Annotated in this window: 20 protein-coding genes; 13 read left to right on the top strand and 7 right to left on the bottom strand. The window is 59.5% G+C overall.

Annotated elements, in window-relative coordinates:
• Positions 1-14: 14 nt before the first annotated feature.
• The 7 genes from V5E99_RS20045 to V5E99_RS20075 all read right to left on the bottom strand — a co-directional run bounded on the left by V5E99_RS20045 (position 15) and on the right by V5E99_RS20075 (position 8,573).
• Entirely contained in the window at positions 15-1,016 is a 1,002-nt protein-coding gene (locus tag V5E99_RS20045) for an ABC transporter substrate-binding protein (protein WP_499803989.1), read from the bottom strand.
• Positions 1,017-1,055: 39 nt separating this feature from the next.
• Positions 1,056-1,907, bottom strand: coding sequence for an ABC transporter ATP-binding protein (locus tag V5E99_RS20050; RefSeq protein ID WP_499803990.1), 852 nt, complete (start codon positions 1,905-1,907; stop codon positions 1,056-1,058).
• A gap of 1,440 nt (positions 1,908-3,347) precedes the next feature.
• Complete coding sequence (locus V5E99_RS20055) at positions 3,348-3,962, bottom strand: TetR/AcrR family transcriptional regulator (RefSeq protein WP_499803991.1); 615 nt, start codon at positions 3,960-3,962, stop codon at positions 3,348-3,350.
• Between the two features lie 102 nt (positions 3,963-4,064).
• Entirely contained in the window at positions 4,065-5,492 is a 1,428-nt protein-coding gene (locus V5E99_RS20060; RefSeq protein ID WP_499803992.1) for a purine-cytosine permease family protein, read from the bottom strand.
• A gap of 336 nt (positions 5,493-5,828) precedes the next feature.
• A complete protein-coding gene (locus V5E99_RS20065; protein ID WP_499803993.1) occupies positions 5,829-6,932 on the bottom strand; it encodes a DNA alkylation repair protein in 1,104 nt (367 codons plus the stop codon).
• A 25-nt stretch (positions 6,933-6,957) separates the two neighbouring features.
• Complete coding sequence (locus tag V5E99_RS20070; protein WP_499803994.1) at positions 6,958-7,569, bottom strand: glutathione S-transferase; 612 nt, start codon at positions 7,567-7,569, stop codon at positions 6,958-6,960.
• Positions 7,570-7,652: 83 nt separating this feature from the next.
• Positions 7,653-8,573, bottom strand: a complete 921-nt coding sequence (locus tag V5E99_RS20075) for a MurR/RpiR family transcriptional regulator (RefSeq protein ID WP_499803995.1) — start codon at positions 8,571-8,573, stop codon at positions 7,653-7,655.
• A 309-nt stretch (positions 8,574-8,882) separates the two neighbouring features.
• On the opposite strand from V5E99_RS20075, the gene V5E99_RS20080 reads away from it, so the two are divergent.
• The 13 genes from V5E99_RS20080 to V5E99_RS20140 all read left to right on the top strand — a co-directional run bounded on the left by V5E99_RS20080 (position 8,883) and on the right by V5E99_RS20140 (position 25,734).
• The gene (locus tag V5E99_RS20080; RefSeq protein WP_499803996.1) at positions 8,883-10,820 is read left to right on the top strand and encodes a bifunctional 5-dehydro-2-deoxygluconokinase/5-dehydro-2-deoxyphosphogluconate aldolase; all 1,938 of its coding nucleotides are present in this window, start codon (positions 8,883-8,885) and stop codon (positions 10,818-10,820) included.
• 134 nt (positions 10,821-10,954) lie between these two features.
• Positions 10,955-11,845, top strand: coding sequence for a myo-inosose-2 dehydratase (gene iolE, locus V5E99_RS20085; RefSeq protein ID WP_499803997.1), 891 nt, complete (start codon positions 10,955-10,957; stop codon positions 11,843-11,845).
• Positions 11,845-12,654 (top strand): 5-deoxy-glucuronate isomerase, encoded by an 810-nt coding sequence (gene iolB / locus V5E99_RS20090; RefSeq protein WP_499803998.1) that lies wholly within the window; start codon positions 11,845-11,847, stop codon positions 12,652-12,654. The genes iolE and iolB overlap by 1 nt, the downstream gene beginning before the upstream one ends.
• Before the next feature lie 44 nt (positions 12,655-12,698).
• On the top strand, positions 12,699-14,201 hold the full coding sequence (locus V5E99_RS20095; protein WP_499803999.1) for a CoA-acylating methylmalonate-semialdehyde dehydrogenase: 1,503 nt from the start codon (positions 12,699-12,701) through the stop codon (positions 14,199-14,201).
• 25 nt (positions 14,202-14,226) lie between these two features.
• Entirely contained in the window at positions 14,227-15,048 is an 822-nt protein-coding gene (locus V5E99_RS20100; RefSeq protein WP_499804000.1) for a TIM barrel protein, read from the top strand.
• 128 nt (positions 15,049-15,176) lie between these two features.
• Positions 15,177-17,108 carry a 3D-(3,5/4)-trihydroxycyclohexane-1,2-dione acylhydrolase (decyclizing) gene (gene iolD, locus V5E99_RS20105; RefSeq protein ID WP_499804001.1) on the top strand — a complete coding sequence of 644 codons (1,932 nt, stop codon included), beginning with the start codon at positions 15,177-15,179 and terminating at the stop codon, positions 17,106-17,108.
• 33 nt (positions 17,109-17,141) lie between these two features.
• Positions 17,142-18,152 (top strand): bifunctional inositol 2-dehydrogenase/D-chiro-inositol 1-dehydrogenase, encoded by a 1,011-nt coding sequence (iolG, locus tag V5E99_RS20110; protein WP_499804002.1) that lies wholly within the window; start codon positions 17,142-17,144, stop codon positions 18,150-18,152.
• 167 nt (positions 18,153-18,319) lie between these two features.
• Positions 18,320-19,372, top strand: coding sequence for a Gfo/Idh/MocA family protein (locus V5E99_RS20115; RefSeq protein ID WP_499804003.1), 1,053 nt, complete (start codon positions 18,320-18,322; stop codon positions 19,370-19,372).
• Positions 19,373-19,518: 146 nt separating this feature from the next.
• Entirely contained in the window at positions 19,519-20,445 is a 927-nt protein-coding gene (locus V5E99_RS20120; RefSeq protein ID WP_499804004.1) for a sugar ABC transporter substrate-binding protein, read from the top strand.
• Between the two features lie 70 nt (positions 20,446-20,515).
• Positions 20,516-22,081 (top strand): sugar ABC transporter ATP-binding protein, encoded by a 1,566-nt coding sequence (locus tag V5E99_RS20125; RefSeq protein WP_499804005.1) that lies wholly within the window; start codon positions 20,516-20,518, stop codon positions 22,079-22,081.
• Between the two features lie 57 nt (positions 22,082-22,138).
• Positions 22,139-23,161, top strand: coding sequence for an ABC transporter permease (locus V5E99_RS20130; RefSeq protein WP_054052830.1), 1,023 nt, complete (start codon positions 22,139-22,141; stop codon positions 23,159-23,161).
• Positions 23,162-23,488: 327 nt separating this feature from the next.
• A complete protein-coding gene (locus tag V5E99_RS20135; RefSeq protein WP_074875645.1) occupies positions 23,489-23,893 on the top strand; it encodes a TraR/DksA family transcriptional regulator in 405 nt (134 codons plus the stop codon).
• A gap of 278 nt (positions 23,894-24,171) precedes the next feature.
• On the top strand, positions 24,172-25,734 hold the full coding sequence (locus V5E99_RS20140; protein ID WP_499804006.1) for a methyl-accepting chemotaxis protein: 1,563 nt from the start codon (positions 24,172-24,174) through the stop codon (positions 25,732-25,734).
• Positions 25,735-25,750 lie beyond the last annotated feature (16 nt).

Raw genomic sequence — 25,750 nt, forward strand, 5'->3', positions numbered from 1 at the left:
GTTGTCACTCGCCGTTATTGCGCAGCTGTTTGGGTGTCGATGAACTGGTTGGTGTACAGGTCGTCGAGCTTCGGTTCCTGGGTGACGATGCCTTCGCTGACATAGAACGTGCGCACCGCTTCCAGCCGCGCCGGATCGATGCGACCCAGTACGGTTTGGTTGGCGTAGACGTGTTCGACGTAAAGCTTGAAGACCTTCTCCAGCGAATCTTCCTTGCCGGCGTAGGCGGGCACGGTTTTGGCGAAGGTGACCGCAGCGGCGCGCGGGTCCTGGATGATGTCGCGCATGCCTTGCAGGGTGGCCTGGACCACGCCGCGAACAATCTCCGGGTGCGTCTTGATGGCGTCGTCCGACGCGAGAATCGCCTGGGCCATGCTTTCGAAAATTTGCGATTGCGGGATCAGTTTGATCTTCACACCGGCTTCTTCGGCGTTGACCACCCAGTCCGGTACGCCCGCCATCGCCTGGGCTTTGTCAGCCGAGAACAACTGCCAGACGCCCGACGGGCCGGCAGCCTGGATGTTCACGTCGGTTTTGCTCAGGCCTGCTTTGCGAAGGGAGGCGAGCAAGGCGTAGTAGGTGGTGTCCGAGTAGGACATGACCGTCATGGTCTTGCCCTTGAGGTCGGTGATCGAATTGATATTTTCGGCGGCATTGGTGGCAATCATGGTCACACCGCCGGCGCCCAACACAGCGACGGATCGCACCGGAATACCGTTGGCCCGCACCACAATCGGGGTATCACCCAGGGCACCGCCGAGCATGGCGTTACCGGCACCGATCTGCTTCGCCACGTCCACACCGCCCTTGGCCGCGATGAAGGTCATGTTCAGGTTCTGGGCGGCGTAGTAACCCTTTTGCTGGGCGATGATCCACGGGGCGAACGCCGGCGAGTTCGGCGGCGCCGGCAACAAGTAGGTTACGTCGGTGGGCTGCGCCTGCGCGGCGAAGGCCATGCCCAGGCCGAGCGCAATGCCGGTGGCCTGGCTGAAGCGTTGAAACAGAGACTTGAACATGCGTACTCCTGAATCGGTTGATGGCCGCAAGGGCGTTGATCAATGCAGTTCGGTGTCTTCGCCGACTTTCAGCAATTCCATCAGGCGACCGGCCAACGGACCGATTTCCGGCAGCTTGCGGCGCTCCAGCGGGTTGTCGCGAAACGGCAAGTCGACGGTGATTTCTTCGATGATGGTGCCGGGGCGGGCGCTCATGACCAGCAGCCGGTCGGACATGGCGATGGCTTCGATCAGGTCATGGGTAATGAACAGGGCGGTTTTCTTTTCATCGAACAGCATCCGCGCCATGTCCTGCTGCAGGATCATCTTGGTCTGCGCATCCAGGGCCGAGAACGGCTCGTCGAGGAACAGCACCTGCGGGTCGATGGCCAAGGTACGAGCCAGGGCTGCACGCTGACGCATGCCACCCGACAGCTGGAACGGGTAGTGGTCGGCAAAGCCTTGCAGGTGGCAACGATCGAGCAGATCTTTGGCCACGGCCTGACGCTTGGCGGCCGGTACACCTTGAATTTCCAGGCCCAGTTCGACATTGCGACGAATGCTGCGCCATGGCATCAGCAGGTCTTTTTGCAACATGAAAGCGACTTGGCGAACCGGACCTGTCACCGCTTCACCGCCGACGAACACTTCACCTTCGGAAGGTCGATAGAGGCCGGAGCCCATGTTCAGGATGGTGCTTTTGCCGCAACCGGAAGGGCCGATGATCGACACCACTTCACCGCGGCGAATCTTGAAATTGACTTCGCGAATGGCAAACGGCGCTTCGGATTTTCCTTTGGCCGGGAAACATTTACCGACATTGCGAAATTCAATTTCGATGGGCTCCAGATCTTCCTTGGGAGCGGGTTTATTCCATTGAGGGGCGATGGCGTACATCTCGTTCACAGCCATTGGGAAGGGTCTCTGGTCTGTTTTATAGGTGATACGGTGGTTAGTGCATGAACAATGCCACCCCGGTGCCAGGTTGATTTTCTGTTTTAAAAACTTTGTTTATTAATGAGTTGCGAGTTTTATAAGGTTTTTGGCGTGTTTCACATACGAAACAAGGTTTCTTGTATGGCACGAAATTGCACATCGATTGTGCGAGGCTCGGCGGATTGCGAGAAGGAGGTGCTTTGTCAGGTAACGCCGAACGCGGGGAAGTGACGGATTTGTTTCAAATATGAAACGAGATACGTAATGTGCGCCGTGCACTTATATAAGCAGGAGTGATTAGCGGAGAGGGGTAAGGCTCGCGAGATTTACGGCGTGGATAAATCCCCGAAAAGTTGGCATGCCGCGGGGAGCGCCCATCTGCCTTCGGGATTCTCGAGCTAATTCACGGACGGTGCGGCGATGGGGCTATAAACTGGCCGTGCAGAAGGCGGCGCTTTATTGAATGCCCGGCGGGCGTGGCTGACCGGCACGTTGAGGATGTCGGGCCGGCCGCCCCATTACCACCTCAAGCAAGAGATCCTCATGACAAACCACGACCTTACCTTCCTCCCAGACCCCGCCCCGGAATCCATCTCCTCCGACGTCACCGATTTCGGCGGTCTGCTGGTCTCCAATCAGATCCCCTCCCGCCCGACGGCAGTGCATCGTCGAGCACAGCGAGTGCACCCTGCAGGCACTCAAGATAGAGCTGGGGCGCGCCGGCAGTTCCATGGACCGGGTCCTGCATTTGACCATCTACCTCACCGACATGGCCGACCGTGCCGCCTTCAACGAAGGTCTACCAGCGCTTCTTAATCAAAACCTGGCCGTTGGCGTGGCCGCCTTGGCGGTCGAAGGCAAGGCGTGGAAGTCACCGCGATGGCGACCAAGGGCTGAGTCCGCAGACTTATCCGGCGGACCTGCTTCGCGAGCGGCCGCCACCGGGCAGCACGGTAGTGCAGATCGTCGGCCACATCGGCCCCGAAGACTTGCTCAAGACTATCCCTCGCCCCACATTGAATGGGCCGCGAAGCGTCGATGCAGGTATAGCAGTCGACGCAAATCCCCCCAAAACGCCCAGTAAACCGCATCGTTAACCAATGACTGCTATTGGTCCAGGCTGTGTGAAAACGTTTTGAAGTAGGTTTGACAGTCAGGACTGCAAAGAAAATCGCGTTCCTACTCAAATTTACGGCCTGCTGATTAACCAAACGCTGGCAGATTTTACGTAGCAACGCAGACTTCAAAATGGCGCATGCGTTTTCACACAGCCTGGGCCGTTTTCTGCCAGTCGCGACTGACCGAAATCGACCCATAACTGTCTTTTTCGAACGGCAACTAGCGGCCTTGATGAACTGCCTCTGAGACAGCGTAGGGGACGCCATATGATGACTTGTCGTTGACGATGCATGATAGTCATGTCTGGTCCGTAGCTTTCTTGCCACTTGCGATAATGCACATGACACAGCTTGTGAGTACTTCTGTCAGGTGCTGTTCGGTTATCTCCACATCGTTCCACTGTGACTGGCCGTACAGCATTCCAATGGCTGTATTGGTGATCAGGCCGATCTCACCATCGAGCTTGCCTTTCTCCTCGTACTCATCGGCGATAATTGCGCTCAACAGAGACCTGTAGGCATTTATCAGTTGATTAGCCTGGTACTTGTGTTCTTCGTTGAGATTCACAAACTCGCGGGTTACCAGGACCATTCGGTGCTTTTCATTCAGATTAAAGGTGACGAAGGCGTGGACAAAGCGGCGTACACGTTCAGAGGCGGTCCTGGCGCCTTTCATCCGGCGCTTGGTATCGACCAACAAGTCCGACAAGGCTGACTCAATGAGTTCGAACAGCAAGCCTTGTTTGTTTTCGATGTGATGGTACAAGGACCCTGCATGCAGTCCCACGTGGCCTGCCAGATCGCGCAAGCCGATTGCCTGGAAGCCGCGTGTTGCGAAAAGCTCGATCGCGGCGTCAAGAAGACGGTCGCGAGCGCTGAGTGTTGGATTGGCTGATGCGATGGCTGCAAGCATGGTGGATCCATCAATGAGGAAAAATGAGCGAGCGATCATTCGGCGTTGATCAGTCAGATGAGCAGTGGCGGCCCTGGCAGGCCGCCCTGTGGTGATGGTGGATCAGGCCGGGCTGGTTTCTTGCGGAAGAATCAGTTGTGCGGGAATCCGTTGACGCGAGCCGCGAGCCACCAGGTAGTAAATCAGGGCAGGTACTGTCAGCCCGATTAGCCATGAAATATCGGTCCCGCCCAGGGTTTCTACCAAAGGACCGGTGTAGAAACTGGTGGCAATGAACGGCATCTGTATCAGCACGCCGAGGACATAGACCGCAATGCCCGGCACATTCCAGCGTCCATAGCGGCCATCCGGATCGGAGAGCGCGGGTATGTCATAGCGCTCCTTGGTCACCAGGTAGAAGTCCACCAGGTTGATGGCGCTCCAAGGGGTGAAAAAGGCGAGCAGGAACAGGATGAAGGCAGAAAAATCGTGAAGGAAAGAGTGCCTTCCCATAAGTGCCAGTGCCGTCGCGAGCCCGACCATGACCAGGATGTAGATCATGCGCAAGGTTTTGGAAATTTCCTGGTTCCCGCGAAAGCCGCTGACGATCGTCGCCAACGACATGAAGCTGCCGTAAGCGTTGAGAGTGGTGATCGTCACCTTACCGAACACAATGCTGAAAAACAGCAGGGAAGCCACGATGCCGCTGGCACCCATGCCGACGATGTAGGAAACCTCGTGGCCAGCAAACTGATCACCTGCCAGGGCCGCGACGAAGACACCGAAGACCATGGAGATTTGTGTGCCGATAACCGAGCCCAGGCCCACGGCGAGAAAGGTCTTCCAGGTAGAGGTTTTTCGCGGCAGGTAGCGCGAATAGTCCGCTACGTAAGGGCCGAATGCGATCTGCCAAGACGCCGACAATGAGATCGCCAGCAGAAAACTACTCAGCGAAAAGTGTCGGTTTCCGAGCAGCTCGCTGATGTCATGGGCTGACAGTAATCGGTAGAACAGATAGAAGAATGACACCATGCCAATCAAACTCGACAACCGTCCGATCCAATGGATGGTCCGATAGCCCAGCACCGTTAGCACGACGATCATCGCCGCGAAGATGAGAATGCCGGTAGCGTCACTGACGTTGACTAGTTGGCTGATGGCTTGGCCGGCGAGTACCGAGCCGCTGGCCGAAAACCCCACATACATCATGCAGACCAGGACGATGGGGATGACGGCGCCGTAGACCCCGAATTGCACACGACTGGAGATCATTTGTGGCAGGCCCAGCTGCGGGCCTTGGGCCGCGTGCAGCGCCATGATTGCGCCGCCCAGCAGTTGCCCGATCAGCAGACCGATCAGCGACCAGAACACATCACCGCCCAACACCACGGCCAGCGCCCCGGTGACGATCGCGGTGACTTGCAGGTTGGCACCGAACCAGAGCGTGAACTGGCTGAGCAGTCGGCCATGGCGCTCCGATTCGGGGATGTAATCGATGGATCGCCGTTCTATATACGTCTTGCGCTGCGCACTTTCTTTGGAGGCGGACATGGCGGTTCCTCTCGGGTGTCGTTGGATACGACAACCTTCTCGGGATTGAGACACTAAGGAGGAGGCCTGTTGGACAGGCCCCGGTTTTTCGCTCGGTTAGCGCTGGGCAATGCTGGTGCTGCAACAGGTAATCAAGTTGGGTGAGTTAGCGGTCAATCGGGTACTGGATAACCACAAGCCTGGGTAGTCGCCGGGCAGTGAGGGGGCTTGCTCCCTCACGCAATCTAACAGTTGCCACTGTAGGAGCTGCCGAAGGCTGCGATCTTTTGACTTTGCTTCTAAAAAACAAGATCAAAAGATCGCAGCCTTCGGCAGCTCCTACCGGGGACTTGTGGTTCAGGGAAGGATTTCGAATGAGGTACTGGCGAGGCGTTCGCCGTTGACCATGATGTGCACCGCATGCGCCCCCGCGTAATGCCGGCGCGTGGTCAGTTCCTTGATCTGCTGCCCTCGACTGATGAATTCACTGGCATGGCCGGGCAGGGTCAACGCCTTAAGCTTGAACACCTTCGCCGACGTCCCGCCATTGGCCTTCACATAATCAATCGCGTAATCAATCACCAGCCGCTGACTCGTCGCCACCGTGGATTTCACCGTAAACGACAAGGTGATTTTCTCCCCCAACCGAATCACCGCCGGCTCAACCTTCACCCCGACAATCTCAACCTCAGCCTTGCCACTCGCCCCAATAATCGCCAACGCCCGCTGATTGCCCTGTTTGATCAAACTGCGCAGTGCATGCTTGGCAATCCACGCGGTGTGCTTGTTCTCCAGCGACCAGCCCTCGATCAAGTCAAGCACCCACTCCGGGTGGTCCTTGGTGATGTCGTTGAGGTGATTGGCCACGGACTTGCGCACGTAGAGGCTTTCATCAGCCTTGAGGTTGTCGAGGATCGCCGCTGCCAACGACGGGTCAGCCTGAATCGGCTCCAGGCGAAACGACCACGGCAAACGCGGGCGGCTGCCTTCGCTGGCCAGCCTGCGCACGTGTTCGTTTTCATCCCGTGACCACACCTGCATCAACGCCAACGAGCGCTCAAGGTCGCTACGCAGGAAATGCCGGATCGCGAATTCGGAAGAACCGAACGAGGTGAAAAACTTCAGCGCTTCCATCGACTGCTCAAAGTCGTGCGTGCCATACATCGCCACGTAATGCGGCAACGAAATGCTGACAAAACCGCTATTCAGGCGCAGGGCGAGGGCGCGCAGCACGTCGAGGGATTCTTCATACCCCAATGGCAACACCGCATGCAGACACTCACTGACCCGCGCCATGCGTTGCATGATCGACAGGTCAGCGAGGCCTTCATTGGCCATTTTCAGGAAGGCTTTGGCGTTGAACGCCGGGTAAACCGCTGTCATTTCGGTTGCAATGTGCTTGAGGCGCTCGGCGTTGAAGATTTCCTTCAACGCCGGGGCGGAGGTTTCAGCGGCGGTCATGGGTGAGTCCGTGGGGAAGGGCGGCTCAGGTTAGCGGGGTCGCGATGAACGCCTCAAGCTTTTCCGCCTGGGCGGTGAATTCAGCGATGTGCGGGAAGCGCGAGGCATCGACCTGATCCGGCACCACGAGGTTGGTGAAACTCCAGGCAACTGCAACGGTAATCCCGTCCTGGGCAATCGACGCGCCGCCCACCAGCGGCCGCTTCACCAACTCCCGCTCCAGTGCCGAATACGCCGCTGCCAGTTGACCTTCAACCCGCTCAACCCACGGCTGGTACTGAATGTCTTGCGGGCGCAGGTTGCGCTCGTAGTAAAGCTGCACCGACTTCTCGCACGCCGCCAACGCCAACCCGATCACCCGCAACGCCCGCGCTCGCTGCTGCAAATCGCTCGGCATCAGGCTTTTCGACGGGCCGGCGAGGGCTTCGAGGTAGTCGATGATCAGCGTCGAATCCATCAACACCTCACCGTCGTCCAGCACCAGCGTCGGCGCCTTGACCACCGGGTTGATCTGCTGGAACTGCTCGAAATGCCGGAACACCGACACCGAGTCGTGTTCCAGCTCAATGCCCAGGTGTCTGGCGGAAATCGCCACACGCCGCACGTAAGGTGAATCCAGCATGCCGATCAGTTTCATCAACGTTCCCCTGTAGGAGCAAAGCTTGCTCGCGATGCGGTCAACCTTAGCCAGAGGTGCCGCGACCTGTAAACCCTCTCGCGCTAATCCTCAAACCCCACCTGCTCATGAATCTCATCCACCTTCAATTCCAACCGATACGCCACGGCAATAAACAACGCCTGACACAAGCACAACGTCGCACTCAACGACCTGAACGCAAACGAACTCCCCTCATTCACCAACAACACCGTGCTCGCCCGTTTGGCCAGCGGCGAAAGGTTGCTGTCAGTGATGATCAAAGTCTTCGCCTGATGATGCTGGGCGATGCGCAGGCAGTGCTGGGTTTCCTTGCCGTAGGGCGTGAAGCTGATGGCAATCACCAGGTCATTGGCGCGCACGCTGCGCATCTGCTCGCGATAACTGCCGCCAAGCCCGGAAACCAAGTGAATGCGCTTGTTGGTGTGTTGCAGGTTGTAGACCAGGTAGTCAGCCACCGCGAACGAGCGGCGCACGCCGACCACGTAGATGTTGTCGGCATTCACCACCAGGTCCACAGCCTTGTCGAAGGCCACATCGTCGAGCTCCATGCCCAGGCGTTCGATGCCCGACAGCGTGGCGTCGATGCATTCGCGCGCCAGATCGCCGCCGCTGGCCTTCTGCGACTTGTTGGCGATCATGCTGCGAATGCGCTGCTGGTAGTTCTGCACCGGTGTGGTCTTGTGCGTGTACGCCTCGCGGAACAACGCCTGCATCTCGCTGAACCCGCTGAAACCAAAGCGCTGGGAGAAGCGCACGATGGCCGACGGGTGCACTTCGCACTCGCGGGCGATGTCGCTGATGCGGTCGACCATGATCCGGTCGCTCTGCTGGCTCATGTAGCTGGCGATGCGTTTGAGCTGGCGCGGCAGGCTTTCGTATTCATTGGTGATCAGCTGCAGCAAACGCTCGGCATTGATCGGTGGGCTGGGGAGGTCGCTCTCGGGCGTGCTCTCGGTGGTCGCCGGCTGATCGGTGCGGGACATAAAGGATCCTTCTGGCTTGTTCTTATAGGAATGACGAATCGGTCATCCCCTGACAATAGGTTGGCTGTGCGCAGTCTACAGGGTAGGCCGGAATAAAATCTTGAGCTTGCCGTCGGCGCGGGGCCTGCTGAAACGATGCACTGGGTCTGGAACGCTTGTTCAGAGTTTATTGGAAAAAATATTCCACGTAAAAAATTTATAGAATAATTATTGATTATTCGGCCCGGGACGATTTAGTCTGCATCCACCAAGAGTGTTCGGCACGGCCATCGTCCCGAACGCAGGCTGATAAAAATAACAGGAGCCAGCATGGGCCAGACTCGTTTTGCCAGTGGGCGTCAATTGGATCTGATTTGCCTGGGGCGCCTTGGCGTCGACCTCTATGCGCAGCAAGTCGGCGCGCGGTTGGAAGATGTTTCAAGCTTCGCCAAATACCTCGGTGGATCGTCCGCCAATATCGCGTTCGGCACTGCACGCCTGGGCCTCAAGTCGGCCATGTTGAGCCGGGTAGGCGACGATCACATGGGCCGTTTCCTGCTCGAATCCCTGGCCCGTGAAGGTTGCGATGTCAGCGGCATCAAGGTCGATCCGGAGCGCCTGACCGCCATGGTCTTGCTGGGTCTCAAGGACCGCGAAACCTTCCCGTTGGTGTTCTACCGCGAAAACTGCGCCGACATGGCGCTGCGGGCCGAAGACATCAGCGAAGCCTTTATTGCCTCCAGCAAAGCCTTGCTGATCACCGGCACCCATTTCTCCACCGACGGCGTGTACAAGGCGAGCATCCAGGCCCTGGACTACGCCGAGAAACACAACGTCAAACGGGTTCTGGACATCGACTACCGCCCGGTACTCTGGGGTTTGGCCGGCAAGGCTGATGGTGAAACCCGTTTCGTCGCCGACCAGAATGTCAGCGAGCACGTACAGAAAATCCTCCCGCGTTTTGACCTGATCGTCGGCACCGAAGAAGAGTTTTTAATTGCCGGAGGGGCCGAGGATCTGCTCAGCGCATTGCGCAACGTGCGGCGCCTGAGTGACGCGACGTTAGTGGTCAAACTCGGCCCGCAAGGTTGCACGGTGATTCACGGGGTGATCCCGGTGCGGCTTGAAGACGGCGCGATCTACCCCGGCGTGCGCGTGGAAGTGCTTAACGTGCTGGGTGCCGGCGATGCCTTCATGTCGGGTTTCCTCGCCGGTTGGCTGGACGACGCCAGTGACGAGCGCTGCTGCCAGTTGGCCAATGCCTGCGGTGGTCTGGTGGTGTCGCGCCATGCCTGCGCCCCGGCGATGCCGACCCGCGCCGAACTCGATTATCTGTTCAATAGCCCGGTGCCGATCACCCGGCCGGATCAGGACGCCACGCTGCAGCGCCTGCATCAGGTCAGCGTGCCGCGCAAACAGTGGAAGCAACTGTTCATCTTCGCCTTCGACCATCGCGGGCAACTGGTGGAACTGGCGCAGAAGGGCGGTCGTGAGCTGAGCGCGATTGGCGAGCTCAAACAACTCTTTATTAAAGCCGTGGAGCGGGTCGAAGCCGACTTACACAAGCAGGGCATCGAAGCCGACGTCGGGCTGCTGGCGGATCAACGTTTCGGCCAGGACTCGCTGAACGCCGCCACCGGTCGTGGCTGGTGGGTGGCGCGGCCGGTGGAAGTCCAGGGTTCGCGGCCATTGGCGTTCGAACACGGGCGCTCCATTGGCAGCAACCTGATTGCCTGGCCGCAAGAACAAATCATCAAGTGCCTGGTGCAATTTCACCCAGATGACGAACCGCTGTTGCGCCTGGAGCAGGAAGCGCAGATCAAGGGTTTGTACCAGGCGTCCCAGGTCAGCGGGCATGAACTGCTGCTGGAAATCATCCCGCCCAAGGATCACCCGTCGGCGCACCCGGACGTGTTGTATCGGGCGCTGAAACGCCTTTACAACCTGGGCATCTACCCGGCGTGGTGGAAGATCGAAGCGCAAAGTGCCGAGGAATGGAAACAGCTCGACGAACTGATCCAGGAGCGCGATCCGTACTGCCGTGGGGTCGTGTTGCTGGGCCTGAATGCCCCGGCGGCGGCGTTGGCCGAAGGCTTTCAACAGGCGAGTCAGAGCCAGACCTGTCGCGGGTTCGCCGTGGGCCGCACGATTTTCCAGGAGCCGAGCCGGGCGTGGATGGCCGGGGAGATTGACGACGAAACGCTGATCCGCCAGGTACAGGGCACGTTTGTCGAGTTGATCGATGCCTGGCGCACCGCCCGCGCCTGACGTTGGACCGCGTTATCGTTCTTCGCGGGCAAGCCTCGCTCCTACAGATCACCGCAAACCCGTAGGAGCGAGGCTTGCCCGCGAAGGCGGCCTCAGACTCAACGCAAACTTAGAAAACAATAAAAGGTGCAGCCATGCCCGCTATCCGAATTGGCATCAACCCGATTTCATGGAGCAACGACGACTTGCCGTCCCTCGGTGGCGAGACGCCGCTGAGCACCGCGTTAAGCGAAGGCAAAGAGATCGGCTACGAAGGTTTCGAACTCAACGGTAAATTCCCCAAGGATGCCAAAGGCGTCGGTGACGTGCTGCGGCCTTACGATCTGGCGCTGGTCTCCGGCTGGTACTCCAGCCGTCTGGCCCGCCGTTCGGTGGCCGAGGAAATTGACGCCATCGGCAGCCACGTCGAGCTGCTGGCCAAGAACGGCGCCAAAGTGCTGGTCTACGGCGAAGTCGCTGATTCCATCCAGGGCCAGCGCATTCCACTGGTGGAACGCCCGCGTTTCCACACGGAACAGGCCTGGCAAGAATACGCCGACAAACTTACCGAACTGGCGCGTTTTACCCTGTCCCAAGGCGTGCGCCTGGCGTATCACCATCACATGGGCGCCTATGTCGAATCGCCGGCGGACATCGACAAGTTGATGGCGTTGACCGGCAGCGAAGTCGGTCTGCTGTTCGATTCCGGCCATTGCTACATGGGCGGTGGCGAACCGTTGCAGGTGCTGCGCAAACACATCGAACGGATTTGCCACGTGCATTTCAAGGACGTGCGCAAACCGGTGGTGCAACTGGCGCGCAATAACCTGTGGAGCTTCCCGGACTGCATCATCAACGGCACCCTCACTGTGCCCGGCGATGGCGACATCGATTTCGGCGCCTTGCTCGACGTATTGCTGGCCGCCGATTACCACGGCTGGCTGGTGGTCGAGGCCGAGCAGGACCCGGCGGTGGCACCGAGTTATGTCTACGCCAAGAAAGGCTTCGATACCTTGCGTGCGTTGCTCGACGAGAGGACTAAGTGATGAGCCTGCTGGTCAAAAGCAATGCCCGGGGCCGGACCATGGTCGAGCTGGGCAAAGGTGAATTGGAATACGTCGGCTTCGCGGCCTATCGCTTGAGCCTCGGTGAAACCTTGCCCGTCAGCGCTGGCGATAAAGAACTGTGCCTGGTGCTGCTCAGTGGCCGCGTCAGCATCAAGGGCGAAGCGCCGGGGCAGGGCGCGTTCGACTGGGACAACCTAGGCGATCGCCAATCGGTGTTCGAAGACAAATCCCCCTACGCCGCATACTTGCCGCCCGGCAGCCAGGCGCAAGTGGTCGCCCTCAGCGATGTGCAAATCGCCGTGTGCGCCGCGCCAGGTTCAACCGCCGCCAACCTCGGCCCGCGCCTGATCAAACCCGACACCATGAAGCGCAGTGTGCGCGGCAAGGGAGCCAACACCCGTTACGTGTGCGACATCCTGCCGGACACCGAGCCCGCCCATTCGCTGCTGGTGGTGGAAGTGCGCACGCCGTCCGGGCACTCGTCGAGCTACCCGCCGCACAAGCACGACACCGACGACCTGCCGCACCAGAGCTTTCTCGAAGAAACCTATTACCACCAGATCAACCCGCCCCAGGGCTTTGTGTTCCAGCGCGTCTACACCGACGACCGCAGCATCGACCAGGCCATGGCCGTGGAAAACAGCGACCTCGTTGTAGTGCCCAAGGGGTATCACCCGGTCAGCGTGCCCTACGGCTACGAGTCGTATTACCTGAACGTGATGGCCGGGCCGAAACGTGTCTGGCAGTTCCATAACGATCCGCAGCACAGTTGGCTGCTTGATCTTTGAACTCAAAAGCCTGAATTCCAACATCTGCACGGAGAACAAAAACAATGAGCAACGCCCCGGTTTTAGGTCATTACATCGACGGTCAGGTGCAGGACAGCGGCAGCGAGCGGTTCAGCGACGTGTTCAACCCGGCCACCGGCGCGGTGCAGGCACGGGTCGGTCTGGCGACCGGTAAAACCGTCGACGAAGCCGTTGCCTCGGCATTAAAAGCCTTTCCGGCCTGGTCCGAGCAATCCTCCCTACGGCGCTCCCGGGTGATGTTCAAGCTCAAGGAGTTGCTCGACCGCCACCACAACGAACTGGCGGAAATCATCAGCCGTGAACACGGCAAAGTACTGTCCGATGCCAAAGGCGAAGTCACGCGCGGCATTGAAATCGTCGAATACGCCTGCGGCGCGCCGAACCTGCTGAAAACCGATTTCAGCGACAACATTGGTGGCGGCATCGACAACTGGAACCTGCGTCAGCCGCTGGGTGTTTGCGCCGGGGTCACGCCGTTCAACTTCCCGGTGATGGTGCCGCTGTGGATGATCCCGCTGGCGCTGGTTACCGGGAACTGCTTCATCCTCAAGCCGTCCGAGCGCGATCCATCGGCCAGTTTGCTCATGGCCCGTTTGCTCACCGAAGCCGGGTTGCCGGACGGTGTGTTCAACGTGGTCCAGGGCGACAAAGTCGCGGTGGATGCGTTGCTGCAGCACCCGGACATCGAAGCGATTTCCTTTGTCGGCTCGACGCCGATCGCCGAGTACATCCACCAGCAAGCCACCGCTCGCGGTAAGCGTGTACAAGCACTGGGTGGCGCAAAAAACCACATGATCGTGATGCCCGACGCGGATCTGGATCAGGCCGCCGACGCCTTGATCGGCGCGGCTTACGGCTCGGCCGGCGAACGTTGCATGGCGATTTCGATTGCGGTGGCGGTGGGCGATGTCGGCGATCAGTTGATTGCCAAATTGCTACCGCGCATCGATCAATTGAAGGTCGGCAACGGCATGCAGGGCGACAGCGACATGGGGCCGCTGGTCACCGCTGAGCACAAGGCCAAGGTCGAAGGCTTTATTGACCAAGGCGTGGCTCAGGGCGCGCAGTTGATCGTCGATGGTCGCCATTTCAAGGTGCCCGGCGCCGAGAACGGATTTTTCGTTGGCGCGACGCTGTTCGACAACGTCACGACCGAGATGAGCATCTATCAGCAAGAGATTTTCGGCCCGGTGCTCGGCATCGTTCGCGTGCCGGATTTCGCCAGTGCCGTGGCGCTGATCAACGCCCATGAATTCGGCAACGGCGTGTCGTGCTTCACCAGCGACGGCGGCATTGCCCGGGCGTTTGCCCGCACCATCAAGGTCGGCATGGTCGGCATCAACGTGCCGATTCCGGTGCCGATGGCGTGGCATTCGTTCGGCGGCTGGAAGCGCTCGTTGTTCGGCGATCACCACGCTTACGGCGAAGAAGGCATTCGTTTCTACAGCCGCTACAAAAGCGTGATGCAGCGCTGGCCTGACAGCATTGCCAAAGGCCCCGAATTCAGCATGCCCACCGCCAAATAACTGGTCATTGCGGAGAACAACAATAATGAGCCAGCCCCTGCGTTTCGCCTTGAACCGTATGGTCGCCCCCCGTTTGTCCCTGCCCGCATTCATCGAGTTGGCGGTGACCCTCAAGGCTGACGCCATCGAGATCCGCAACGACCTTAAAGGTGTGGAGATCGAAGACGGCACAGCGCCCGAAACAGTGCGTGAATTGTGCGCGGCCAAAGGCATCACCGTGTTGTCGATCAACGCGCTGTACCCGTTTGATGTGTGGAATGACGAGCGCCGGGCCCAGGCTCTGAAACTTGCGGCGTATGCCCGGGATTGCGGCGCGCAGGGGCTGGTCATGTGTCCTTTGAATGATCGCGCCGATACTCGTAATGAGGCCGAACGCGCGTCTGGTTTGCGCACCGCACTGACGGAGTTGGCGCCCATTCTGCGCGATCACGGGATCTTGGGTTTCATCGAACCGCTGGGGTTTGAAGAGTGTTCACTGCGGAGCAAACGCCCGGCGGTGGATGCGATCAAGGCGATTGGCGGGCTGGATGTGTTCCGCCTGGTCCACGACACCTTCCACCATCACCTCGCCAGTGAGCAGGTGTTTTTCCCTGAGCTGACCGGGTTGGTGCACATCTCGGGTGTCGAGGATGCCGAAGCGCCGCTGAATAGCATTCGCGATTGCCATCGGGTGCTGGTGGGCGAGGGCGACATCCTCGGCAACGCCGCGCAGATCGAAACCTTGCTGGGCGCCGGTTACAGCGGCTACCTGTCATTCGAACCGTTTGCCGACAGCGTGCATGGCCTGGTGGATATCGAACAAGCCCTCGGCGCGAGCATGAATCACCTAAAGAACTCTTTGGCCTGACACATGCCCCTGTAGGAGTTGCCGAAGGCTGCGATCTTTTGATCTTGATCTTTAAGATCAAAAGATCGCAGCCTCGTTTCACTCGGCAGCTCCTACAGGGATCGGATGTGTATTTGAAAGGATCGGACATGACCACAACAAGACTGACCATGGCCCAGGCCCTGGTGAAATTCCTCGATAACCAGTACATCGAGGTCGATGGGGTTCAGAGCAAGTTCGTCGCCGGGATCTTTACCATTTTCGGCCACGGCAACGTGCTGGGCCTGGGCCAGGCCCTGGAGCAGGACAGCGTTGACCTGATCGTCCACCAGGGCCGCAATGAGCAAGGCATGGCCCACGCTGCCATCGGCTTCGCCAAGCAACACCTGCGGCGCAAGATCTACGCCTGCTCGTCATCGGTCGGCCCCGGCGCAGCCAATATGTTGACCGCTGCCGCCACGGCCACCGCCAACCGTATTCCGTTGTTGCTGCTGCCCGGCGATGTCTACGCCTGCCGCCAACCGGACCCGGTGCTGCAACAGATCGAACAGTTCCACGACCTGAGCATCAGCACCAACGATGCCTTCAAAGCCGTGAGCAAATACTGGGACCGCATCAACCGTCCCGAGCAATTGATGACCGCCGCGATCCACGCCATGCGCGTGCTCACCGACCCCGCCGAAACCGGCGCCGTAACCCTGGCCTTACCGCAAGACGTGCAAGCCGAGGCCTACGACTACCCGGATTATTTCCTGCAAAAACGCGTACACCGCATCGAGCGGCGCCCGGCCACTGAAGCGATGCTCGGCGATGCGCTGGCGCTGTTCAAAGGCAAGCGCAAACCGCTGATCATTTGCGGTGGCGGGGTGCGCTACTCCGGGGCCAACGCGGCGTTGCAGGCGTTTGCCGAACGCTTCGATATTCCGTTCGCTGAAACCCAGGCGGGCAAGAGTGCGGTGGTGTCCAGCCATCCGCTGAACGTCGGTGGCATCGGCGAAACCGGTTGCCTCGCCGCCAACCTGCTGGCGAAAGACGCTGACCTGATCATCGGTATCGGCACGCGTTACAGCGACTTCACTACTGCGTCGAAGTCCTTGTTCCAACATCCTGAGGTGCAATTCCTCAACCTGAATATCAGCCCCTGCGATGCCTTGAAACTCGATGGCGTGCAACTGCTGGCCGACGCCAAGACCGGTCTGCTGGCACTGGCCGATGCCTTGGGCGACTACCGTTCGAGCTGGGGCGATCAACCGCGCCAGGCCAAGGTGCAACTGGATGAAGAAGTCGATCGTATCTATCAGGTCGAATACCAGGCCCAGGATTTTGTCCCGGAAATCAACGATCACATGGACCCGGCCGTGCTGCGGGAATTCATCGAACTGACCGGTTCCTGCCTGACCCAAAGCCGCGTGCTCGGCGTGCTCAACGAAACCCTGGCCGACGACGCGGTGATTGTCGCCGCCGCCGGCAGCCTGCCCGGCGACTTGCAACGCAGTTGGCGCAGCAAAGGCGTGAACACCTATCACGTCGAGTACGGCTATTCCTGCATGGGCTACGAGGTCAACGCCGCGCTGGGCGTGAAACTCGCCGAGCCGCAGCGCGAGGTCTATGCGCTGGTGGGCGACGGCTCCTACATGATGCTGCACTCGGAGCTGGCGACCTCGATTCAGGAGCGACGCAAGATCAACGTGGTGCTGCTGGACAACATGACCTTCGGCTGCATCAACAATTTGCAGATGGGCAATGGCATGGACAGTTTCGGCACCGAGTTTCGTTTTCGTAATCCCGAAACCGGCAAGCTCGATGGCGGCTTCGTGCCGGTGGATTTCGCCATGAGCGCGGCGGCCTATGGCTGCAAGACCTACAAAGTGAACACCGTTGAAGAGTTGCAGGCAGCGTTGGCTGATGCGCGGTTGCAGACGGTATCGACGCTGATCGACATCAAAGTGCTGCCTAAAACCATGATTCACGGCTACCTGTCCTGGTGGCGGGTCGGCGTGGCGCAAGTCTCCACCAGCGCCCGTACCAACGCGGTGGCCAAGACCCTGAACGAACGACTGGCCAAGGCCCGTCAGTACTGATTGCCCCTGAAACCAAGAAACGGGAGTGTTTTTATGTCATTGAAGCTAGGCGTCATCGGCACCGGGGCCATCGGCCAGGACCATATCCGTCGTTGCAGCCAGACCTTGCTCAATAGCCAGGTGGTGGCCGTGACCGACATCAACTTGCAGCAAGCCGCGAAAGTCGTGTCTGACCTGAAGCTGACCGCCGAGGTCTATCCCGACGGCCACGCATTGATCAAGGCGCCAGAAGTCGAGGCGATCCTCGTCACGTCCTGGGGGCCGAGCCACGAAGAGTTCGTATTGGCAGCGATTGCCGCCGGTAAACCGGTGTTCTGCGAGAAACCCCTGGCCGTCACCGCCGAAGGCTGCCGCAAGATCGTCGAGGCCGAAGTGGCCCACGGCAAGCGCCTGGTGCAGGTCGGTTTCATGCGTCCTTACGATGAAGGTTATCGCGCCCTCAAAGCGGTGATCGACAGCGGCCAGATCGGCGAACCGCTGATGCTGCATTGCGCCCACCGCAACCCGACTGTGGGCGAGAACTACAAGACCGACATGGCGATCACCGACACGCTGATCCATGAACTGGACGTACTGCGCTGGTTGCTTGATGACGATTACGTCTCGGTGCAAGTGGTGTTCCCACGCAAATCCAGCAAAGCCCTCGCGCACCTGAAGGACCCGCAAATCGTCCTGCTGGAAACCGCCAGAGGCACGCGCATCGATGTGGAAGTGTTTGTGAATTGCCAGTACGGCTACGACATCCAGTGTGAAGTGGTGGGGGAGACCGGCATTGCCAAACTGCCGGAGCCGTCCCAGGTTCAGTTACGCAGTGGGGCGAAGCTGTCGAATGCGATTCTGATGGACTGGAAGGATCGGTTTATCGCCGCCTACGACGTTGAACTTCAGGCCTTTATTGACGGCGTGCGTGCGGGCCAAGTCGGCGGCCCATCGGCCTGGGACGGCTTTGCCGCCGCCGTAGCCGCTGACGCCTGCATCGAAGCCCAAAACAGCGGCCAGATCGTCAAAATCGGCCTGCCAGAGCGCCCACACTTCTACGGCTAACCCCCAGCCCACGTAGGAGCTGACGAGTGAAACGAGGCTGCGATCTTTTGATCTTGCCTTTAAAGATCAAGATCAAAAGATCGCAGCCTCGTTTCACTCGTCAGCTCCTACGGGGGGGCGGGGCAGATTCCGCCACTGGTAACAGAACAATAAGAAGGAATGCACACATGCGTATCGGACTTGTCGGTTACGGCCATGGTGGCCGGTTTTTTCATGCTCCGCTGCTCAGCAGCCTGCCGGGCGCCACGTTTGTCGGTGTGGTCACCCGTTCGCCGGAGCGCCGACAGTTGCTGGCCGCCGAGTACCCCGGCGTGCCGGCCTTCGACAGCATCGGCCAACTGGTGGAGGCCGGGATTGATGTGCTGGTGGTCTCCACGCCGCTCAAGGGCCGCCCGGCCCTGGTGCTCGACGGCATCGAACACGGCGTGGCGGTGGTCAGCGACAAACCCTTCGCCGCCGACGCGCAACAGGCGCAAACCTTGATCACCATGGCCGAACGTCAGGGCGTGCGGCTGAGTGTCTACCAGAACCGGCGCTGGGATTCGGACTTCCTCACGGTGCGCAAACTCATTGAGTCTGGCGCTCTGGGGCAGATCACGCGTTTCGAGTCCCGGGTCGAGCGCTACGCTCCTCATTCGGTGAACAACGGCAGTGGCGGCGGTTTCCTGCGCGACCTGGGCAGCCATCTGGTGGATCAGGCGCTGCTGTTATTTGGCCCGGTCACGCAGGTGTATGCCGAACTGGATTACCTCGAAAAAGGCCAGACCTACGACAACGGTTTCTTCATGTCCCTGACCCATGCCAACGGTGTCATCTCACACCTGGGTGGCAGTTGCCTGCAAAACACTCCCGGACCGCGTTTTCGGGTCACCGGCACCCAGGGCTGCTACAGCGTCGACGGCCTGGACGGGCAGGAAGCCTCGGCGCTGGCCGGTCTCTCGCCAAAATCCGAAGGCGAGCGCTGGGGCGTCGAGGAACACCGACGCTGGGGCTGGTTTGAGCAAGGCGAGGTGCGCGAGCGCGTGCCGTCCGAGCGTGGCTGCTGGAACCAGTTCTATTTGCAGCTACAAACCGCGTTACAGAGCGGTGGCCCACTGCCGGTCGAAGCTCGTGATGCACTGGCGACCACCCGCGTCCTGGACGCCGCGCGATTGAGCGCCGAGCGCCATCAAGTGGTGGATTTGGGGCTGTTTGATCACCGTGGAATAAAATCAGAATAAAATTCTAAAATGAGTTGATATAGAAATTATATTCCAATAGAGTCATTTCCAGCGACTGCCTCGCGACACGTTTCACGCTGTAGCTACTGACTGAAATCGACACGCTTTATCCATAAAACCAACAAGAATGTGGAGAAAGACTTTTCATGAAGACCCAGATCCGTTTCGCCTCACTTGCCCTGTCCCTGATGTTCGTCAGCGGCGCTGCACTGGCCGATATGAAAATTGGCGTGAGCATGTCCCAGTTCGATGACACCTGGCTGACCTACCTGCGCGAATCCATGGACAAGAAAGCCAAGTCCTACCCCGATGGTGTGCAGCTGCAATTCGAAGATGCCCGCAGCGATGTGGTCAAGCAACTGAGCCAGGTGGAAAGCTTCATCAGCCAGAAAGTCGATGCCATCGTGGTCAACCCGGTGGATACCGCCGCGACCCGTAAAATCACCGAAGCCGCCGTGAAGGCCGGCATCCCGCTGGTCTACGTCAACCGCCGCCCGGATGACCTGAAACTGCCCAAAGGCGTGGTCACCGTGGCCTCCAACGACCTGGAGGCCGGTGAAATGCAGATGCAATACCTGGCCGACAAAATGGGCGGCAAGGGCGACATCGTGATTCTGCTCGGCGACCTCGCTAACAACTCCACCACCAACCGCACCAAAGGCGTCAAAGAGGTGCTGGCCAAGTACCCGAACATCAAGATCGAGCAAGAGCAGACCGGTGTCTGGCTGCGGGATAAAGGCATGACCCTGGTCAACGACTGGCTGACCCAGGGCCGCAAGTTCGATGCGGTGGTGGCCAACAATGACGAAATGGCCATTGGCGCGGCGATGGCCCTGAATCAGGCCGGCGTCGACAAGGGCTCTGTTCTGATCGCCGGGGTCGACGGCACGCCGGACGGCTTGAACGCGATCAAGAAAGGCAACATGACGGTGTCGGTGTTCCAGGACGCCAAGGGTCAGGCAGACGGTTCCATCGACACGGCGGTGAAAATGGCCAAGAACGAGGCGGTGGAACAGAACGTCTGGGTGCCGTATCGCCTGATCACCCCGCAAAACGTCGACACCTTCAAATAGTCCGTCCGTTCAATAACAACAATAAGTACGCAAGGTTGCCACGGTGACCTTGCTGATGGAGTACCTGATCATGTTCGCTTCAGCGACTGCTTCGAGCACCCCGTTGGTGGGTATCCAGCCAACCGCAACACCTGTCGATGAGCCGTACCTGCTGGAGATCATCAACGTCAGCAAGGGATTTCCCGGTGTGGTGGCCTTGTCCGATGTGCAACTGCGAGTGCGCCCCGGCTCCGTGCTGGCGCTGATGGGTGAGAATGGCGCGGGCAAATCGACCCTGATGAAAATCATCGCCGGCATCTACCAGCCGGACGCCGGCGAACTGCGCCTGCGGGGCAAACCGGTGGTGTTCGAAACGCCGCTGGCAGCGCTGCAGGCCGGGATCGTGATGATCCACCAGGAACTCAACCTGATGCCGCACATGAGCATCGCCGAGAACATCTGGATCGGTCGTGAGCAGCTCAATGGCTTCCACATGATCGATCACCGCGAAATGCACCGCTGCACCGCCGCTTTGCTGGAGCGCCTGCGAATCAACCTCGATCCTGAGGAGCAGGTCGGCAACCTGAGCATTGCCGAACGGCAGATGGTCGAGATTGCCAAAGCCGTGTCCTACGACTCCGACATCCTGATCATGGATGAACCGACGTCGGCCATCACCGACAAGGAAGTCGCCCACCTGTTCTCGATCATTGCCGATCTGAAAAGCCAGGGTAAAGGCATCATCTACATCACCCACAAAATGAACGAAGTGTTCGCCATCGCCGATGAAGTGGCGGTGTTCCGCGACGGTGCCTACATCGGCCTGCAACGGGCTGACAGCATGGACGGCGACAGCCTGATTTCGATGATGGTCGGTCGCGAATTGAGCCAGTTGTTCCCGGTGCGCGAGAAGCCGATTGGCGATTTGCTGTTGTCGGTGCGGGATTTGAAGCTGGACGGCATCTTTAAAGGTGTCTCGTTTGATTTGCACGCCGGGGAGATTCTCGGCATCGCCGGGTTGATGGGCTCCGGGCGGACCAACGTCGCCGAAGCGATTTTCGGCATCACCCCCAGCGATGGCGGTGAGATACGCCTGGACGGGCAGGTGGTGCGCATCACCGACCCGCACATGGCCATCGAAAAGGGCTTCGCGCTGTTGACCGAGGATCGCAAGCTCAGCGGTTTGTTTCCGTGCCTGTCGGTGCTGGAGAACATGGAAATGGCCGTGCTACCGCATTACGCCGGCCACGGCTTCATCCAGCAGAAAGCCCTGCGGGTGCTGTGCGAAGACATGTGCAAGAAGCTGCGGGTCAAGACCCCGTCGCTGGAACAATGCATCGACACCTTGTCCGGCGGTAACCAGCAGAAGGCCTTGCTGGCGCGCTGGCTGATGACCAATCCGCGCATCCTGATTCTCGACGAGCCGACCCGTGGCATCGATGTCGGCGCCAAAGCCGAGATCTACCGGCTGATTTCCTACCTGGCCAGCGAAGGCATGGCGGTGATCATGATTTCCTCGGAACTGCCGGAAGTGCTCGGCATGAGCGACCGGGTGATGGTCATGCACGAGGGCGACCTGATGGGCACCCTTGATCGCAGCGAAGCGACCCAGGAGCGGGTGATGCAATTGGCCTCGGGTATGTCCGCGGTTCACTAATTGATGCCAGCGGTGGCTCTGGCCAGCGCTGGCGATGGGATAGAAGGGTGAGTGGTTATGAACGCGATACTGGAAAACAAGCCAGCAACGGCACCGACCAAGAGTCGTCGGCGCTTTCCGACGGAACTGAGTATCTTCCTGGTGCTGATCGGCATCGGCCTGGTCTTTGAAGTGTTCGGTTGGATCGTGCGCGACCAGAGCTTCCTGATGAATTCCCAGCGCCTGGTGCTGATGATCCTGCAAGTCTCGATCATCGGACTGCTGGCCATCGGCGTGACCCAGGTGATCATCACCACGGGTATCGATTTGTCTTCCGGCTCGGTGCTGGCGCTGTCGGCAATGATTGCCGCCAGCCTGGCCCAGACCTCGGACTTCGCCCGGGCGGTGTTTCCGTCGCTGACCGACTTGCCGGTATGGATTCCGGTAATTGCCGGGCTCGGGGTCGGGTTGCTGGCGGGGGCGATCAACGGCAGCATCATTGCCGTCACCGGAATTCCACCGTTCATTGCCACCCTCGGCATGATGGTCTCGGCCCGTGGTCTGGCGCGGTATTACACCGAAGGCCAACCGGTGAGCATGCTGTCCGATTCATACACTGCCATCGGCCATGGTGCGATGCCGGTGATCATCTTCCTGGTGGTGGCGGTGATCTTCCACATCGCCCTGCGCTACACCAAGTACGGCAAATACACCTACGCCATCGGCGGCAACATGCAGGCGGCGCGGACATCCGGGATCAACGTCAAACGGCATCTGGTGATCGTTTACAGCATCGCCGGGTTGCTCGCAGGCCTGGCGGGTGTCGTGGCGTCGGCCCGTGCCGCCACCGGGCAGGCGGGGATGGGCATGTCGTATGAGCTGGACGCGATTGCCGCTGCGGTCATCGGCGGCACCAGTCTGGCCGGCGGCGTCGGGCGCATTACCGGGACCGTGATCGGTGCGTTGATTCTCGGGGTGATGGCCAGCGGCTTTACCTTTGTGGGGGTCGATGCGTATATTCAGGACATCATCAAGGGATTGATCATTGTGGTGGCGGTGGTCATCGACCAATACCGCAACAAGCGCAAACTCAAGCGCTGAAACCGCAATAAACAGCAAAACGCGCCACGCCTGACCCGCGTGGCGCGGCCGTTTGTCTTCTATATACAGCCGCTGGATTGAATTTCTTGCTATAAACGCACTCCGATGACCGCCACAACAGCTGCCATAGAGCACATTCGGGGCCTTGTCGGACAAATTCGCTGTCTTTTCAGTTGCTGAGGCCTCAAGTCGGCCTTAGACTGCCGCCCCTCGTAAATTGAGTGCCGGGTGGCGCTTGGAATAAACGGCGCCTTTGCGACGGACGAACGAGGTCCGGCGCAACGCTCCCTAATTCGCCTTAATGCACGTTTTTTTATAGAGATATCAATGACAAAGGACAAGTTGCTGGCCATGCCGGCGGATGACTACATGAATGCCGAGCAACATGCTTTTTTCTTCGAGCTGTTGCAGAACATGAAAGTCGAAACCCACGAGCGCATCGAGCAGAACCGCATCGCCATCGAAAGCCTGGACACCCCGGCTGACCCGGCCGACGCTGCTTCCGTTGAAGAAGAGCGCACCTGGCTGGTTAACGCGATCGATCGCGACCAGCGCATGCTGCCTCAGTTGGAACAGGCTCTGGAACGCATCAAAGAAGACAGCTTTGGCTGGTGCGACGACAGCGGCGAGGCCATTGGCCTGAAACGCCTGCTGATCAGCCCGACCACCAAGTACTGCATCGAAGCTCAAGAGCGTCACGAGCAAATCGACAAGCACCAGCGTCAGGCCTGATTCTGCGAGGCAACCCATTAAATGTGGGTTGCCTTGAAATGATCGCAGCCTTCGGCAGTTCCTACACGACCCCGTAGGAGCTGCCGAAGGCTGCGATCTTTGCTTTTCGACGTCTGCGAAACCCCCGCACTTCTGTTGACCTGCTGCAACATCCGCTACTAACGGACCATGGATAATGGCCCACTAGTGGCGTTTAATGCAGTCACAACAAATAGAAGATGCGTGGGGTGACGAAGATGACGAGAGACGGATCTCTGGTCGGGGCAGTTTCTGCACCCGTGCCAGCGCCAAAAAACCTTTGGCTGACGCCGACGTTGCAAAGCATCGCCCTGGTGCTGTTGCTCTGTGGCATGTCCCTGGGCGGCGCGTCGCTTTATATCGGCTTGCCAGTGGCCGTGCTGATCATCTGGCTGCCACGCCTGCGTTCGCGCGCGATCCCCGATTCAACGCCCGTCGATAATGCCAGCGCCATTGCTGAGCTGACCCGCGACCTTTCCTACACCACCAGTCATAACGCGCTGTCCGCTGCTGGCGTGGCGTTTTCGGTCAAGCAACTGGCCGATAAAGTGCAATCGCAACTCGACGCGGCCAAACGGATTGTCAGCAATGCCGAAGTGATGATCACCACCGAACAAGCGACCTCGACACTTAGTCGAGAAGCCTTGAGCGCGGCCAGCGAGGCCCATCAGAGCAGCGCGGCGGGGCGGACCGAACTGATTGAGTCGATTGCGCGCATGCATCAGCTCAGCCAGCGCGCCAGTAACAGCCGTGAATTGATCGAAGCCCTGAGTTTGCGCAGCGACGATATTCAGCGGGTCACCCTGGTGATCCAGTCCATCGCCAGCCAGACCAACCTGTTGGCACTCAATGCCGCCATCGAAGCCGCCCGGGCCGGGGAACACGGTCGCGGGTTTGCGGTAGTGGCGGATGAGGTGCGTGGCTTGGCCGCCCGCACGGCGACCGCGACTGGCGAGGTCGGGGAAATGGTCGCCGACATCCATCAGCGCACGGCGCAAGTGGTGGAGCAGATCCGTCAGCTCTCCAGTGACCTGGATATCGGTGTCGCGCAGGTCGAGCACACCGGTCAACACCTGGAAAACATCGCACGCCTGGCGGCGGGTGTGGAAAACCAGGTCGGCGAAATCGCCCGGGGCGCGGAAACCAACCGTGAGCAACTGGACAGCCTGTTTCACGCCATCGAGCAGATGCGCAGTGACCTGGCGATCAGCGATCAGCAAACCCAGCATCTGGCCAAGGCTGCCGTACAGATGGAAGGCCAGGCCGAGACCATCAGCGAACGCCTGGCGGAAGTCGGTCTGGATGACTATCACCAGCGGATTTATGACCTGGCCCGCGAAGGCGCGAGCCAGATTGCCGCGCGTTTTGAGGCGGATATCGACCAGGGCCGGGTCAGCCTCGATGATCTGTTCGATCGTAATTACCAGGCGATTCCCAACACCAGCCCCGCCAAGTTCCAGACCCGTTTCGACCGCTACACCGATCAGGTGCTGCCGGCGATCCAGGAACCGCTGCTGCCGCGTCATGAAGGCCTGGTGTTCGCTATCGCCTGCACCCAACAGGGCTACGTGCCGACCCATAACACCGTGTTCAGCCAGCCGCTGACCGGTGATGCGCAGGTCGATACCTTGCAAAACCGCACCAAACGCAAGTTCGCCGACCGCACCGGCATCCGCTGCGGCAGCCATCAGCAACCGGTGCTGTTGCAGACGTATACCCGCGACACCGGCGAGCTGATGCACGATCTGTCGGTGCCGATCATGCTCAAGGGCCGGCATTGGGGTGGGTTGCGACTGGGTTACAAACCGGAAAAGCCGCGCTAGGTACGCGGCTTTCGGC

This window comes from Janthinobacterium sp. LPB2021202312-11-4 (assembly GCF_037049705.1).
Lineage (GTDB): Bacteria > Pseudomonadota > Gammaproteobacteria > Pseudomonadales > Pseudomonadaceae > Aquipseudomonas.